The sequence below is a fragment of the Mesorhizobium sp. B2-4-14 genome, from assembly GCF_006442155.1.
Taxonomy (GTDB): Bacteria; Pseudomonadota; Alphaproteobacteria; order Rhizobiales; family Rhizobiaceae; genus Mesorhizobium.
The window spans coordinates 12,534-27,466 of record NZ_VFVA01000033.1; the positions used below are offsets into that span (position 1 = coordinate 12,534).

The window sequence follows — 14,933 nt, forward strand, 5'->3', positions numbered from 1 at the left end:
GCGGAGACCATGCCGCCAGCTAGACGAACCGCATCGTCGCGCCGATCTCGACGCTGGCCGGCTGGTCGACCGTGCAGTAGACGCCCAGATTGTGGGCGTTGTGGCGGACCAGGTTGCGCAGGATGCCGGGATCGTAGTCGAAGCCATCCTGGGCAATGATGGTGAAGCCGCAACGGCGGCAGGGCTCGGAGATGGTCAAGAGCAGATCGCCGATCGCAAGCTTGCGGCCGATCCACTCCGTCTCCGGAAATGAGCCTTCGACCGCCGCCATGTCGACGACGACGTTGGGGCGGAAGCGGCGCGCATCTGGCGTTCCTTCCGGATGCAGCGCCTTCAGGCGCGCCAGCGAAGCCGTGGTCAAAAGATGGATGGGCGCCTTGTTGTAGCGCGCTTGCGTGAGCGGACCGGTGTAGGCGGGCGGCGCGTTCTGCGGGCCGAACGGCCGGATCGAGGCCGCGAAGCCGAGATAGGCCGAAACGGCAGCATCGCTTTCCGTGCCCGGTGCCGCCAGCCAGTCGCCGCCGGGAATGGCGATCTCGAGCTTGCGGTCACCGGTCAGCCGGGCGCGGATGCGCGGCACCTTGTGCCATTTCGCCTCGCGGTCGGGCCGGGCGATCTCGTTGTCGGCGGCATCGACCAGACCGAACATGCGGTCGCCGTCGATGCTGTCGGTGCCGACCGCGATCGCTTGCAGGCGTTCGCCGGCGAGCGAGCTCGCCGGATAGCGCCAGAGTTCGGCAACCCTGCCGATCGCGGCCATGGCTCGTCTCAGCCTTTCCTGTTCTGCCGGTTGGCGACGAGATCGTCGACGACGGCCGGATCGGCGAGCGTCGAGGTGTCGCCAAGGGCGGCAAAATCGTCCTCGGCGATCTTGCGCAGGATGCGGCGCATGATCTTACCCGAGCGTGTCTTGGGCAAGCCCGGCGCGAACTGGATCTTGTCGGGCGAGGCGATGGCGCCGATCTCCTTGCGGACATGGGCGATGAGATCCTTGCGCAACTCTTCGGTAGGCTCAATGCCCTTCATCAAGGTGACGTAGCTGTAGATGCCCTGGCCCTTGATGTCGTGCGGGTAGCCGACGACGGCGGCCTCCGAGACCTTCTCATGGCTGACCAGCGCCGATTCGACCTCGGCCGTGCCCATGCGGTGACCGGAGACGTTGATGACGTCGTCGACGCGGCCGGTGATCCAGTAATAGCCGTCGGCGTCGCGGCGACAGCCGTCACCGGTGAAGTATTTTCCCTTGTAGGTGGAAAAATAGGTCTGCACGAAGCGGTCGTGGTCGCCATAGACGGTGCGCATCTGGCCGGGCCAGGAATCGGTGATGCAGAGGTTGCCGTCGGCGGCTCCTTCCAGCACCTTGCCTTCGCCGTCGACCAGCTGCGGCTTGACGCCGAAGAAGGGCCGGGTCGCCGAGCCTGCCTTGAGGTCGGTGGCGCCGGGCAGCGGCGTGATCAGGATGCCGCCGGTCTCGGTCTGCCACCATGTATCGACGATCGGCACCTTGCCGTTGCCGACGACGTTGAAATACCACTCCCAGGCTTCCGGATTGATCGGCTCGCCGACCGAGCCAAGCACGCGCAGCGACTTGCGTGAGGTCTTCTTCACCGGATCGTCGCCGGCGCCCATCAACGCACGTAGCGCCGTCGGCGCGGTGTAGAAGATGTTGACCTTGTGCTTGTCGATGACCTCCCAGAAGCGGGACTGCGAGGGATAGTTGGGCACGCCCTCGAACATCAACGTGGTGGCGCCATTGGCGAGCGGTCCATAGACGATGTAGCTGTGGCCGGTGACCCAGCCGACATCGGCGGTGCACCAGTAGATGTCGCCGTCATGGTAATCGAAGACATATTGGTGCGTCATCGAGGCATACACGAGATAGCCGGCGGTGGTGTGCAGCACGCCCTTCGGCTTGCCGGTCGAGCCGGAGGTGTAGAGGATGAACAGCGGGTCCTCCGCCTTCATCTTTTCCGGCTTGCAGTCGGGCTTAACCGTCGCGATCTCGTCGTGGTACCAGCGGTCGCGGCCCGGCGCCCAGCCGATCTTGCCGCCGGTGCGGCGCACGACGATTACGTTGTTCACTGTCACATCGTGCTTGGCAGCGATGTCGATCGCCTTGTCGGTGTTCTCCTTCAACGGGATCGGCTTGCCGCCGCGCAGGCCCTCGTCGGCGGTGATGACGAAGGTCGATTCGCAGTCGACGATGCGGCCGGCCAGCGCGTCCGGCGAAAAGCCGCCGAAGACGATCGAATGGATGGCGCCCAGCCGGGTGCAGGCCAGCATCGCATAGGCGGCTTCCGGGATCATCGGCATGTAGATGGTGACGCGGTCGCCCTTCCTGACGCCGTGCTTCTTCATCACGTTGGCGAGCCGGCAGACATGCTCGTAAAGCTCGTTGTAGGTGATCTTCTTGTCGTCGTAGGGGTTGTCGCCTTCCCAGATGATGGCGGTCTGGTTGCCGCGCTTCTTCAGGTGGCGGTCGATGCAGTTGTAGGAGACGTTGGTCAGCCCGTCCTCGAACCACTTGATCGAGACCTTGCCGTCGAAGGAGGTGTTCTTGACTTTGGTGAAGGGCTTGAACCAGTCGATGCGCTTGCCGTGCTTGCCCCAGAACTTGTCCGGGTTCTTGACGCTGTCGCCATACCATTTGAGATAGGTGTCGTTGTCGATCAGCGCGTTCTTCTTCCACGCCGGCTGGACGCGATGGATCTTTGCCTCGGACATGTGTTCGCTTTCCTCCCGAAACCAAACCGCTGGCTTGGCGGCCAGCGGGATCGCGGCGAAGCGGCCGCGAATTCGCGCGCATTATTAACAGTTCCGCGAAGACGGCAACATTAGACGTTGGATTCGCGTGGCGCGATGCCGCAGCGGCTGCGCAAAACGCTGTCAGCACTCCCGGAGCATCGCTGCTAAGCACATGCTTTCGTGGAGGAAAAGGCCGTCATGGTCTACGAAAATCAATAGACAGTTAAGCAACCACGCGCACAATCCAGCGTTGGGAGGAAGGAGAATCAACCTGAGGACTGCGATGCGCGACCATGGCGAAATGGACCTAATGCTCAAGGGCTACGGCCTGACCACGGCCAAGATTCTCTATCACTTCCCCGACCACCCGCACCTGTTGCAGAGCTTCATCTGGCAGGACTACGATATCGCTCCGCAATTTCCGGTACTGATCAAGTTCATCGAGTTCTGGAGAGCGAGGCTCGACGGGCCGCTGCATTCGGTGGTCTACACGCACCAGAAGCTGATCGCGCCGAACGAATGGCGCAAGCTGGATGGTGAGTTCGTGCTGCATTGAACGAGGTAATCTCCCCTCTTGAGGGGGAGGTGTCGCCGAAGGCGACAGAGGGGGTCGCCGCGCGTGGAGCACCAACGCCGACAGCGACGCCGGATTGTGCCGAGATCTACGTGAGACGACCCCCTCTGTCCTACCGGACATCTCCCCCTCAAGGGGGGAGATTAGCGGCTTCAGTGCTGACGGTCACACCGTCGGCGGATTGAGCCGGGCAAATCCTTCCTGACGCCGGTAAGGGAAATACGGATAGGGTGTGGTGACCTCGCTGGCCGCATCAAGCTTCTTCATCTGCTCCGGCGTCAGCGTCCAGCCGATGGCACCGAGGTTTTGGCGCAATTGCTCCTCGTTGCGGGCGCCGATGATGACGGATGACACGGTCGGGCGCTGCAGCAGCCAATTGATGGCGATCTGCGGCACGGTCTTGCCGGTCTCCGCGGCAACGGCATCGAGCGCGTCGACCACTTTATACAGATGTTCATCCTCGACAGGCGGGCCGAAGCTCGCCGTATCGTGCAGCCGGCTCTTTTCCGGCAGAGGTTGGCCACGGCGGATCTTGCCGGTCAGGCGGCCCCAGCCGAGCGGGCTCCACACCAGCGCACCGACGTCCTGGTCGAGTCCAAGCGGCATCAGCTCCCATTCATAGTCGCGGCCAAGCAGCGAATAATAGACCTGATGCGCGACGTAGCGCGGGTAGCCGTGCCTGTCGGCGAGCCCAAGCGACTTCATCACTTGCCAGCCGGAGAAATTGGAGACGCCGACATAGCGCAGTTTGCCGGCGCGCACGAGGTCGTCGAGCGTCGACAGCACCTCCTCGATCGGCGTGCCTGCATCGAAAGCGTGCAGTTGCAACAGGTCGATGTAGTCGGTGCCGAGGCGCTTCAGCGCGGCGTCGACCGATCTGACCAGCCGCGAGCGCGAGGAGCCATAATCGGCCGGGCCGTCGCCCGTCGGCAGCGAGGTCTTGGTTGAGATCAGCACCGCATCGCGGCGGCCCTTGATGGCTTCGCCGAGCACTTGCTCCGACGCGCCGTTCGAATAGACGTCGGCGCTGTCGAACAGGTTGACACCGGCGTCCAAGCAGATGTCGATAAGCCGCCGCGCTTCCCTGGCATCGCTGTTGCCCCAGGCGCCGAACAGTGGCCCGGAGCCGCCAAAAGTTCCCGCGCCGAACGAAAGCGCCGGCACCTTCAGGCCCGATGCGCCGAGACGTCGATAGTCCATTTTCTTGCTCCTTATGCTGTAGGGAGAGACGTCGAAAGCGAAATTAGGGTTGCCGGCTCACGGCCGGGCGGAAGCCGGCTCGCCGAGCGCCGGCGCGCGGTCGAGGCGCAGCGCCAATGCGGCCACGGCGAGGGCGCCAAGCGGCAGCAGCGCGGCCACCCAGGTGAGGGCACCGAGGCCAAGGCCGTGGGCGATGACCGCGCCGCCCAGCCAGGCGCCCAAGGCATTGCCGAGATTGAAGGCTGCGATGTTGAAGGAGGAGGCGAGGCTCTGGCCGGCGCCTTGCGCCTTCTCCAGCACCCACATTTGCAGCGGCGCCACGGTGGCGAAGGCGGCCGCACCCAGCAGGCCGACATAGATCACGGCCATGACCTGGCTGTGAATGGCGAAGCTCATTGTCGCCAGCACCAGCGCCAGCACCACAAGGCTGCCCAGGACCGCGGGCACGAGCCAACGGTCGGCGACCTTGCCCCCGGCGAGGTTGCCGGCGATGAGGCCGCCGCCGAAGACGAGCAGGATCGGCGACACCGCCGCTTCCTTGAAGCCGCTGATCTCGGTGAGCAGAGGGGCGATGTAGGTGAAGACGGCGAAGACACCGGCATAGCCGAGCACCGTGGTCGCGAGGCCGAGCAGCACGGGCGCGCGGCGCAGCACGGCGAGGTCGGCACGAAGCCCGCTCTTTTCAGGTGCCGCCTGGCTGCGCGGCACCAGAACCAAGATGACGGCGAAGGCGGCGAGGCCGACCGCGGTTACCGCCCAGAAGGTCGCACGCCAGCCAAAGGCCTGGCCGAGCCAGGTGCCGACGGGCACGCCGAGAATATTGGCGATGGTCAGGCCGGTGAACATCAGCGCGATCGCCGAGGCCTTCTTGTTGGGCGCGACGAGGCTGGTGGCGACCACCGAGCCGACGCCGAAGAAGGTGCCATGGGCAAAGGCGGTGATGATACGGGCGCCCATCAGCGTCCAGTAATCGGGCGCCAGCGCGCAGGCGAGATTGCCAAGCGTGAAGATGGCCATTAGCGCCAGGAGCACCGTCTTGCGGGGCCAGTTGCCGGTGGCGATGGTCAGCAAGGGCGCGCCGATGACGACGCCCAGCGCGTAGCCCGAAATGAGCTGGCCGGCGGCCGAGATCGAGACGCCAAGGTCTTTGCTGACGTCGATAAGCAGGCCCATGATGACGAATTCCGTGACGCCGATGCCGAAGGCACCGGCGGCGAGGGCGTAAAGAGCAAGAGGCATGGTGGTTTCCACTTCCAAGACGACGAGCGCCCTGTCCAATCCGCGCCCCTACCGGGAAGATCGTATCGGCCCGCACTGTGAACCAGACTTGCCCAAGGCATATTTTCTGTGAAATAGATTCACAGATGGCGAGACCCGATATCAACCGCTCCGGCGAGATCGAAGTATTTGTGCGCGTCGTCGAGGCCGGCAGCTTCTCGGCGGCCGCCCGCGCATTGCGCATGACGCCATCGGCGGTCAGTAAGCTGATCGCGCGGCTGGAGGCCCGGCTAGGGGCCAGACTGGTCAGCCGCTCGACGCGCAAGCTGCTGCTGACGCCGGAAGGAGCGGCCTTCCACGAAAGCGGGCAGCGCATCCTGGCCGACATGGCGGCGGCCGAGCGCGAAGCGGCGGCCGGTGCCGCGCCGCGCGGGCGGCTGCGCGTCAACACCTACGTGCCCTTCGGGGTGCACCGGCTGATCCCGCTGCTGCCGCGCTTCCTCGAACGCTATTCCGAGATCTCGGTCGATCTGGTGCTGACCGACAGCGTCATCGACCTGATGGCAGAGCGCGCCGACGTCGCCATCCGGGCCGGCCCGCTCGGCGAATCACGGCTGGTGGCGCGCAAGCTTGGGCAGAGCCCGGGGGTCGTCGTTGCGGCCCCATCCTATCTCGATGCGCACGGTACGCCGCTGACGCCGGTCGATCTCGACAGCCACAACCGCATGGGCTTCGGCTTCGTCAGGCATATCGATGGCTGGCCATTCCTCGACGCGGCCGGCAACGCAGTCATGATCCCGATCACCGGCAACACGCTGGTCAGCGATGGCGAGGCGATGCGGCTGATGACGCTGGCCGGGGCGGGCATCTCCAGGCTGGCGCGCTGGCATGTCGCGGCTGATATCGCCGCCGGGCGGTTGGTGCCGCTGCTGGAGGATTTCAATCCCGGAGACCAGGAGGCCACCCACGCCGTCTATGTCGGCCAAGGCCGGCACCTGCCGGCACGGGTGCGGGCTTTTCTCGATTTTCTCGGGGAGAGCGTCAGGTTGGCCTGAAGCGATCTCGGAAGCCGATCGGCTCCCGAGACGTCTGCCCCAACTGCTTCATGCTTTCGGCGTGAACGGCGCCGGACGGCGGCCGACGCCCTGGCGCTCGAGCATCCAGCCGGGATATTCGGCGGGCAGCGCGCTGACTTCGTCAAGACGGGCGAGATCGTCGGCGTCAAGCTTCACCTCGGTCGCGGCAAGGTTTTGTTCGAGCTGGTCCATGCGGCTGGCGCCGATGATGACGCTCATCACGAAGGGCTTGGCCAGGACATAACCGAGCGCCACCGTGGCGACGCTGACGTCGTGCTTTTTGGCGATCTCGCGCATGGCGGCGACAGCCGCCCAGGCGCGGTCCTCGTTGACCGGTGGGAAATTGAACGAGGCGCGGCGGCCCTCGCCATTGCCGAGCGCGCCGGGTCCGTATTTGCCCGAGAGCAGGCCGCCGGCCAACGGCGACCATACCATCAGACCGAGCTTCTCCTCATTGATGAGCGGTACGATCTCGCGCTCGAGATCGCGGCCGGCGATCGAGTAGTAGGACTGGATGGTCTCGAAGCGGGCAAAGCCCTTGCGGTCGGCGATGCCCAGCGCCTTGGCGATGCGCCACGCTGCCCAGTTGGAGACGCCGACATAGCGGACCTTGCCGCTGGAGACGAGATCGTCCAGTGCCCGCATCGTCTCGTCGATCGGCGTCACCGCGTCGGTACCATGCAACTGGTAGAGATCGATATGGTCGAGTTGCAGCCGTTCGAGACTGGCGTCGACCGAATCCATGATGTGGCCGCGCGAGGAGCCGCGCTGGTTCGGGCCTTCGCCCATGGGGCCATGCACCTTGGTGGCGATGACCACGTTCTGCCTGGCGACGCCGAGATCGCGGAGGGACTGGCCGAGCAATTTTTCGGACTCGCCGAAGGAATAGACGTCGGCCGTGTCGAAGAAGTTGACGCCGGCGGCGAGCGAGCGGCCGACGATCTCGTTGACGCCTTTCTGGTCGAGACTGGCGATCAGGCCCCATTGGGCATTCTGGCCGGCGGCGCCGAAGGTCATGGTGCCGAGGCACAGTTCGGAGACGAATAGCCCGGTATTTCCAAGCTGATTGTAACGCATGGTGAAGGCTCCAGAGGCAGTAAGGTGACAGGGTTCAAATAGGAACGGCACGTTTCGTTTCCAGCGCTGGCGCAACGGACCTGCTGATCTGGCCTAACCGCTATCTACTGCCGAAGATCGCCGAACCAACACGAACGCTGGTGGCGCCGAAAGCGATTGCCGTCTCGTAGTCGCCCGACATGCCCATCGACAGTTTGGTAACGCCGGCTTCCTTACCGAGCTTCTCCAGCAAGGCAAAATGCGGGCCCGGGTTCTCGTCGGCCGGCGGGATGCACATCAGGCCTTCAATGGCGAGGCCGTGCACATCGCGGCAGCGGGTCACAAAGGCAACCGCCTCGCGTGGTTCGATGCCGGCCTTCTGCGGCTCGGAGCCGGTGTTGACCTGGACGTAAAGCCTTGGCGCGCGGCCTTGCCTGGCGATCTCCTTGGCAAGTTCGGCGGCGATCTTTTCGCGGTCGACCGTTTCGATGACGTCGAACAGCGTCACCGCCTCCTTGGCCTTATTCGACTGCAGCGGGCCGATCAGATGCAGTTCGATATCCGGGAAAGCCTGCTTCAGATCAGGCCATTTGCCTTGCGCTTCCTGCACGCGGTTCTCGCCGAACACGCGCTGGCCGGCTTCGATCACCGGCTGGATGTCGGCGGCGTCAAAGGTCTTGGAAACGGCCACCAGCGTCACCGCGCCGGCTTCGCGGCCGGCCTCCTGCTCGGCGGCGGCGATCTTCGCCTTGACCGCGAAAAACTGCTGAACGGTGTCGCCCATATGCAAATCCCGCTGTTTTGACCCGCGTTTTTGTCAGCCGCGATGCCCATATGGTTGACGGGTTTGCCAAACCATGGTGAACACCCGGACCACATTCCATGAACCGCCGGGCTTTCGGCGGTCCGCATGCTTTTAAGTGAAAAACGTCCCATGGCAACCGAACGATACAATCCGCGCGCGTCAGAACCCAAATGGCAGAAGGCCTGGGCCGAAAAGAAGCTGTTCGAAGCGCACAATGACGATCCGCGCCCGAAATACTACGTGCTGGAGATGTTCCCCTATCCGTCAGGGCGCATTCATATCGGCCATACCCGCAACTATACGATGGGCGACGTGGTGGCGCGCTACAAGCGGGCCAAAGGTTTCAACGTGCTGCATCCGATGGGCTGGGACGCCTTCGGCATGCCGGCCGAGAACGCGGCGATGCAGAACAAGGTCCACCCCAAGGAATGGACCTACCAAAACATCGCCACCATGCGCGAGCAGCTCAAGGTGATGGGCCTGTCGCTGGACTGGGCGCGCGAATTCGCCACCTGCGATGTCGACTATTACCACCGCCAGCAGATGCTGTTCCTCGACTTCGTCGAGAAGGGGCTGGTGACGCGCAAATCGTCCAAGGTCAACTGGGACCCGGAGGACATGACCGTGCTCGCCAACGAGCAGGTCATCGACGGGCGCGGCTGGCGTTCGGGCGCGTTGGTCGAGCAGCGCGAACTGACGCAGTGGTTCTTCAAGATCACCGACTTTGCGCAGGATCTGCTGGATTCGCTCGACGGCCTCGACGAATGGCCCGAAAAAGTGAAGCTGATGCAGCAGAACTGGATCGGCCGTTCGGAAGGCCTGCTGATCCGCTGGCCGCTGGCCTCGGAGGTTGCCGGCGAGCATGAATTGGAAGTCTACACGACAAGGCCCGACACCATCTTCGGCGCCTCCTTCATGGCGATCGCGGCCGACCACCCGCTGGCCAGGAAGGCCGCCGAGACCGATCCGGCGCTGGCCAAGTTCATCGAGGAAGTGCGCCATATGGGCACTTCGGTGGCGGCGCTGGAGACGGCCGAGAAGAAGGGGTTCGACACCGGCATCCGCGTCGTTCATCCGTTCGACGACAGTTGGACGCTGCCTGTCTATGTCGCCAATTTCGTGCTGATGGAATATGGCGCCGGCGCCATTTTCGGCTGCCCTGCGCATGATCAGCGCGATCTCGACTTCGCCAACAAATACGGGCTGCCGGTTGTGCCGGTGGTAATGCCTGACGGCGAGAACCGGTCCGCGTTCCAAATTATCGACGTTGCCTATGTCGATGACGGCGCGATGATCAATTCACGCTTCCTCGATGGGATGAAGCCAAACCAGGCCTTCGACGAGGTGGCGAAGCTCTTGGAAAAGAAGACGATCGGCAACCGGCCGATGGCCGAGCGCAAGGTGAATTTCCGCCTGCGCGACTGGGGCATTTCGCGCCAGCGCTACTGGGGGTGCCCGATCCCGATGATCCATTGCGAGCATTGCGGCGTGGTGCCGGTGCCGAAGGCCGACCTGCCGGTCAAGCTGCCGGACGATGTCGATTTCGACCGGCCGGGCAATCCGCTCGACCGGCATCCGACATGGCGGCATGTGAAGTGCCCGCAATGCGGTGGGGATGCACGCCGCGAGACCGACACGATGGACACCTTCGTCGATTCGTCCTGGTATTTCTCCCGCTTCACCGCGCCCTGGGCGCATGAGCCGACCGACCCCAAGGCGGCCAATGAATGGCTGCCGGTCGACCAGTATATCGGCGGCATAGAGCATGCGATCCTGCATCTGCTCTATTCGCGCTTTTTCACCCGGGCCATGCGCGAGACCGGCCATGTCGACCTGGCCGAGCCATTCAAGGGCCTGTTCACGCAAGGCATGGTGGTGCACGAGACCTATCGCGTCGGCTCGGCATCGAATGGCCGCTGGCTGGCGCCGACCGAGGTGCGGCTGGAAGACATCGACGGCAAGCGCCGCGCCGTCGACATCGCCACCGGCGAGGCGGTGACCATCGGCCCGCTCGAGAAGATGTCGAAGTCCAAAAAGAACACGGTCAGCCCGGAAGATATCACCGATGGCTACGGCGCCGACACGGCGCGCTGGTTCATGCTGTCGGATTCGCCGCCCGAGCGCGACGTCGAATGGACAGACGATGGCGCGGCCGGCGCGCATCGCTTCATGCAGCGCATCTGGCGCCTGGTGTCGACGGCGGCCGAGACGCTGGCAGGGGTCAAGCCTGCCGCGGCTGCCGCCGGCGAGGCGGGAGCGGTCTCCAGGGCCACACACAAAATCCTGAAGGCGGTCGGCGAGGATATCGAGAAGCTCGCCTTCAATCGTGCCATCGCCCGCATCTATGAGCTGGCCAATGCGCTGACCACGCCGCTCAACGACGTGGCGGACGGCAAAGCCGACCAGGCGCTGCAAGGCGCCTCCCGACAGGCGGTGGAGATCCTGGTGCATCTGATCGCGCCCGTCATGCCGCACCTGGCCGAGGAGTGCTGGGAGACGCTCGGGGGCGCCGAACTGGTTGCCGAACGGCCGTGGCCGGTCTTCGATCCGGCGCTGGTCGTCGACAATGAAGTGACCTATCCGGTCCAGGTCAACGGCAAGAAGCGGGGGGATTTGACAATTGCCCGCGACGCGGACCAAGGTGCGGTCGAAAAAGCGGTATTGGCTCTCGACTTCGTGCAGAAAGCACTTGAGGGTAAGGCTCCGCGCAAGGTGATCATCGTGCCGCAGAGGATCGTCAATGTCGTTGCCTGATCGGGAGAAGACAGAGCTGAGCCGCTTGCTGCGCCGCATTGCGCTGGCCGGCCTTGTCGGCTCGCTCGCGCTGGTTTCGGCCTGCACCGTGCGGCCGCTCTATTCCAGCGCGCCGCTGTCGACTGGCTCGACCGCCAATGCTGAAATGGCGTCGATCGCCATCAAGCCGGTCAGGACGCGTTATGCCCAGCAGGTGCGCAACAATCTGATCTTCGGATTTGGGCGCGGCGCCGGCGAACCGGCCTCGCCGCTTTATTCGCTCGATCTCGGCGTGACCGAAGCCGTCGAATCCTCGGCTCTCGTGCAGGTCGGAACCGATGAGGACGAGCCGACCGCCGGTTCGGTGACGCTCACCGCCGGCTATACGCTGACCGATGCGACAACCGGTGCGGTGATCGCTGTCGGCAAGCGGGCGATCACCTCGTCCTTCGACAAGCCGCGCCAGGAATTTGCCTCCTACCGGGCGCAGATCGATGCCGAGAATCGCGCCGCGCGCGAACTGGCCGAAGCCCTGCAATTGTCGATCGCCCAGGATCTGGCCCGGCACGGCAAGGCAGCTGGCTAGAGCTCTCTGTCTTTACGCAATTCCGGACGGAAAGCCGTTACGCACTTTTCCTGGAATTGCTCTGGCGCCAGTCTTCGTCTTCGGAAAATACCGTCTCAATCCTGGTGCTCGGACCGCTCGCGAGGGCCAAGAGCCGAACCCTTCCGTTCACCTTTTTTTGCCGGCGCGTATGTGCGAGTGGGTGATCGTGGATGGCGATCATCCGCTCGAATCCGGATCGTTCGACATCGTCGCGAAAGATACGTTTCGGACGCTCCAGCGGCGCTGACGGGAAGCAACTGTTAACCACTCGCTCCCTATTGCTCAGCAGACGTTTCAGAGTGAGTCTTGAGCATGGAATCCAAGCGTTTTCCTCGGGTGAATTTATCGAAGTCCGCTTCGCCCGATGATCCCGAGGGTGAGCGTTTCAACGGCATGAGCGACAAGGGGAACGGCCAGCGTTCCGGCGCGGCCAGGGTCGGTTCTCCGCCGCCGCCTGTTGATCTCGGCGGCAACGAAAGCCCGGCATGGCAGGAGTATTTCTTCCTGGCCCCCAATGTGCGTTTTACGCGCACGCCGGACTATGAGGCCAGTCCACGCCATCCGCCGCTCGACCACGCTGCCACCGTGCAAAACGAACCGCTGGGGCAACCGGCGCCGCCAACCATGGCGCGATCCGCCTCGGCGCTCCAGGCAGCCTCATCCTTGTCATCGCCGATGAAAAACCGGAGCCCCGCTCCAGACGCTGCCCGGGCGCCGGCCGGCAACAGAGCCTTGATCCATGAAAGGCAGCCTGCCCCGCCCGTGGCATCCGTTTCACCAGGGCGTGCCGGCGATAAGGCGCGGGTTGTCGCACCGACGGATCCGAGGACGGCCGCAATGACACGTGCATCCGCATCAGCAGCTTCTGCTCCGGGAACGCCGGCGGCACCGGTCAAGACAACAGGGCGCGAGACTTTCCGCTGGCCCTATCTGTCGGATCACGTCTTCTTCGAGCTCATGGCGCCTTACATGATCGAAGGCCCGGTGCCGGCGCCGCAGGCCGTCCCGGCTTCGCGCCCGCTAGCGCCGGCTGTCGCCGGCCGGGTGGACATTCGCCGCGCGCCGACGGCCGATCCCACCGCGTTGTTCCGCGTCATCGAATGCCTGCCGGGCCTGCAAGCTCCACCCGCCTTGCCGGATGTCCGTCCGGCCAATTCGAACGAAGCCGCGGTTCAGTCGGTGGCGAACAGCGCCCCGCAGGAGGTTCAGGCGGCGGGTGCAATTCCGGTCGCTGCCAGCAAGGCCGTTCCGGCGCAGGTCGGGCAAGGGGCGGAGGAGGCCGTCTCGGCTCCAGCCATGCGCGGCTCTTCGCCGCTGCCCATGGTCGGCAAGATTGTGCCGGCCACCACTGGCGAAGCATACGAACTTCCCTCGGAAGAGCTGCTGCAGCAGCCACCGGAAGGCCAGGGCTTCTACATGTCGCAGGAGCGGCTCGAGCAGAACGCCGACCTTCTGGAAAGCGTGCTCGAGGATTTCGGCGTGCGCGGCGAAATCATCCATGTCCGCCCCGGTCCGGTCGTCACCCTCTACGAGTTCGAGCCGGCGCCGGGCGTCAAATCCTCCCGCGTCATTGGTCTCGCCGATGATATCGCCCGTTCGATGTCTGCGGTCTCGGCACGCGTCGCCGTCGTGCCCGGCCGCAACGTCATCGGCATCGAGCTTCCGAACGAGACGCGCGAGACGGTCTATTTCCGCGAGCTGATCGAATCCCAGGGTTTCCGCAAGACCAGCTGCAAGCTGGCGCTATGCCTGGGCAAGACCATCGGCGGCGAGCCGGTCATCGCCGAGCTGGCAAAAATGCCGCATTTGCTGGTCGCCGGCACCACCGGCTCCGGCAAATCGGTCGCCATCAACACCATGATCCTGTCGCTGCTCTACCGGCTGAAGCCGGAAGAGTGCCGGTTGATCATGGTCGATCCCAAGATGCTGGAGCTCTCCGTCTATGACGGCATCCCGCATCTTCTGACGCCTGTTGTCACCGATCCCAAGAAGGCCGTCACCGCGCTCAAATGGGCGGTGCGCGAGATGGAGGACCGCTATCGCAAGATGGCGCGGCTCGGCGTGCGCAACATCGATGGCTACAATGAGCGCGCCGCCGCTGCCCGCGACAAGGGCGAGACGGTCGTCATGACGATCCAGACCGGTTTCGAGAAGGGCACCGGAGAGCCGCTTTTCGAGCAGCAGGAAATCGACCTCGCACCGATGCCCTATATCGTCGTCATCGTCGACGAGATGGCCGACCTCATGATGGTCGCCGGCAAGGAGATCGAAGGCGCCATCCAGCGCCTGGCGCAGATGGCGCGTGCGGCCGGCATTCACCTGATCATGGCGACGCAGCGCCCGTCCGTCGATGTCATCACCGGCACCATCAAGGCCAACTTCCCGACCCGCATTTCCTTCCAGGTGACATCCAAGATCGACAGCCGCACGATCCTCGGCGAGCAGGGCGCCGAGCAGCTGCTCGGCCAGGGCGACATGCTGCACATGATGGGCGGCGGGCGTATTTCCCGCGTGCATGGCCCCTTTGTTTCCGACGCGGAAGTCGAACATGTCGTGGCGCATCTGAAGGCGCAGGGCCGCCCCGAATATCTGGAAACCGTGACGGCCGACGAGGATGAAGAAGAAGACGAAGCCGACCAGGGCGCGGTCTTCGACAAGGGATCCGTCGCCGCCGAGGATGGCGATTCCAGCTATGACGAGGCGGTCAAGGTGGTGTTGCGCGACAAGAAGTGCTCGACGTCGTACATCCAGCGCCGCCTCGGCATCGGCTATAACCGCGCCGCTTCATTGGTCGAGCGCATGGAGAAGGAAGGACTGGTCGGCGCGCCCAACCATGTCGGCAAGCGCGAGATCATCATGGGGCGCCGCCCCCAGGCGACCGTGCCCGACGATGACGGAGCGGAATGATTGACGGCCTCG

11 protein-coding genes are annotated in these 14,933 nt (G+C 64.3%); 5 read left to right on the top strand and 6 right to left on the bottom strand.

Translation table 11 applies throughout. The features are described 5' to 3' along the window. Positions 1-19 precede the first annotated feature (19 nt). Both FJ938_RS23490 and acs read right to left on the bottom strand, forming a co-directional pair. A complete protein-coding gene (locus FJ938_RS23490; protein ID WP_140697873.1) occupies positions 20-760 on the bottom strand; it encodes an MOSC domain-containing protein in 741 nt (246 codons plus the stop codon). An 8-nt stretch (positions 761-768) separates the two neighbouring features. Further along, positions 769-2,724 (bottom strand): acetate--CoA ligase, encoded by a 1,956-nt coding sequence (gene acs, locus FJ938_RS23495; RefSeq protein ID WP_140697875.1) that lies wholly within the window; start codon positions 2,722-2,724, stop codon positions 769-771. A 304-nt stretch (positions 2,725-3,028) separates the two neighbouring features. Here acs and FJ938_RS23500 point away from each other — a divergent pair, with 304 nt between their 5' ends. Further along, positions 3,029-3,301 carry an usg protein gene (locus FJ938_RS23500; protein WP_140697878.1) on the top strand — a complete coding sequence of 91 codons (273 nt, stop codon included), beginning with the start codon at positions 3,029-3,031 and terminating at the stop codon, positions 3,299-3,301. 183 nt (positions 3,302-3,484) lie between these two features. On the opposite strand, the gene FJ938_RS23505 is transcribed toward FJ938_RS23500, so the two are convergent. Together FJ938_RS23505 and FJ938_RS23510 are read right to left on the bottom strand one after the other, a co-directional pair. Further along, entirely contained in the window at positions 3,485-4,519 is a 1,035-nt protein-coding gene (locus FJ938_RS23505; protein ID WP_140697881.1) for an aldo/keto reductase, read from the bottom strand. A 57-nt stretch (positions 4,520-4,576) separates the two neighbouring features. Continuing rightward, a complete protein-coding gene (locus tag FJ938_RS23510) occupies positions 4,577-5,758 on the bottom strand; it encodes an MFS transporter (protein WP_140697884.1) in 1,182 nt (393 codons plus the stop codon). 125 nt (positions 5,759-5,883) lie between these two features. Here FJ938_RS23510 and FJ938_RS23515 point away from each other — a divergent pair, with 125 nt between their 5' ends. After that, positions 5,884-6,792, top strand: a complete 909-nt coding sequence (locus FJ938_RS23515; protein ID WP_140697887.1) for a LysR family transcriptional regulator — start codon at positions 5,884-5,886, stop codon at positions 6,790-6,792. A 48-nt stretch (positions 6,793-6,840) separates the two neighbouring features. Here the strand turns inward: FJ938_RS23515 and FJ938_RS23520 are convergent, their stop codons facing one another. Continuing rightward, entirely contained in the window at positions 6,841-7,890 is a 1,050-nt protein-coding gene (locus FJ938_RS23520; protein ID WP_140697890.1) for an aldo/keto reductase, read from the bottom strand. Between the two features lie 100 nt (positions 7,891-7,990). Then, positions 7,991-8,653 (bottom strand): YggS family pyridoxal phosphate-dependent enzyme, encoded by a 663-nt coding sequence (locus FJ938_RS23525; RefSeq protein ID WP_140697893.1) that lies wholly within the window; start codon positions 8,651-8,653, stop codon positions 7,991-7,993. Positions 8,654-8,803: 150 nt separating this feature from the next. On the opposite strand from FJ938_RS23525, the gene leuS reads away from it, so the two are divergent. From leuS to FJ938_RS23540, 3 genes are all read left to right on the top strand, one after another. Further along, positions 8,804-11,428 carry a leucine--tRNA ligase gene (leuS, locus tag FJ938_RS23530; RefSeq protein ID WP_140697896.1) on the top strand — a complete coding sequence of 875 codons (2,625 nt, stop codon included), beginning with the start codon at positions 8,804-8,806 and terminating at the stop codon, positions 11,426-11,428. Beyond that, positions 11,415-11,993: an LPS assembly lipoprotein LptE gene (lptE, locus tag FJ938_RS23535; protein ID WP_140697899.1), complete on the top strand. Its 579-nt coding sequence runs from the start codon at positions 11,415-11,417 to the stop codon at positions 11,991-11,993. Before leuS ends, lptE begins: the two co-directional genes overlap by 14 nt. 333 nt (positions 11,994-12,326) lie before the next feature. Continuing rightward, the gene (locus FJ938_RS23540; protein ID WP_140697965.1) at positions 12,327-14,921 is read left to right on the top strand and encodes a DNA translocase FtsK; all 2,595 of its coding nucleotides are present in this window, start codon (positions 12,327-12,329) and stop codon (positions 14,919-14,921) included. Positions 14,922-14,933: the final 12 nt, after the last annotated feature.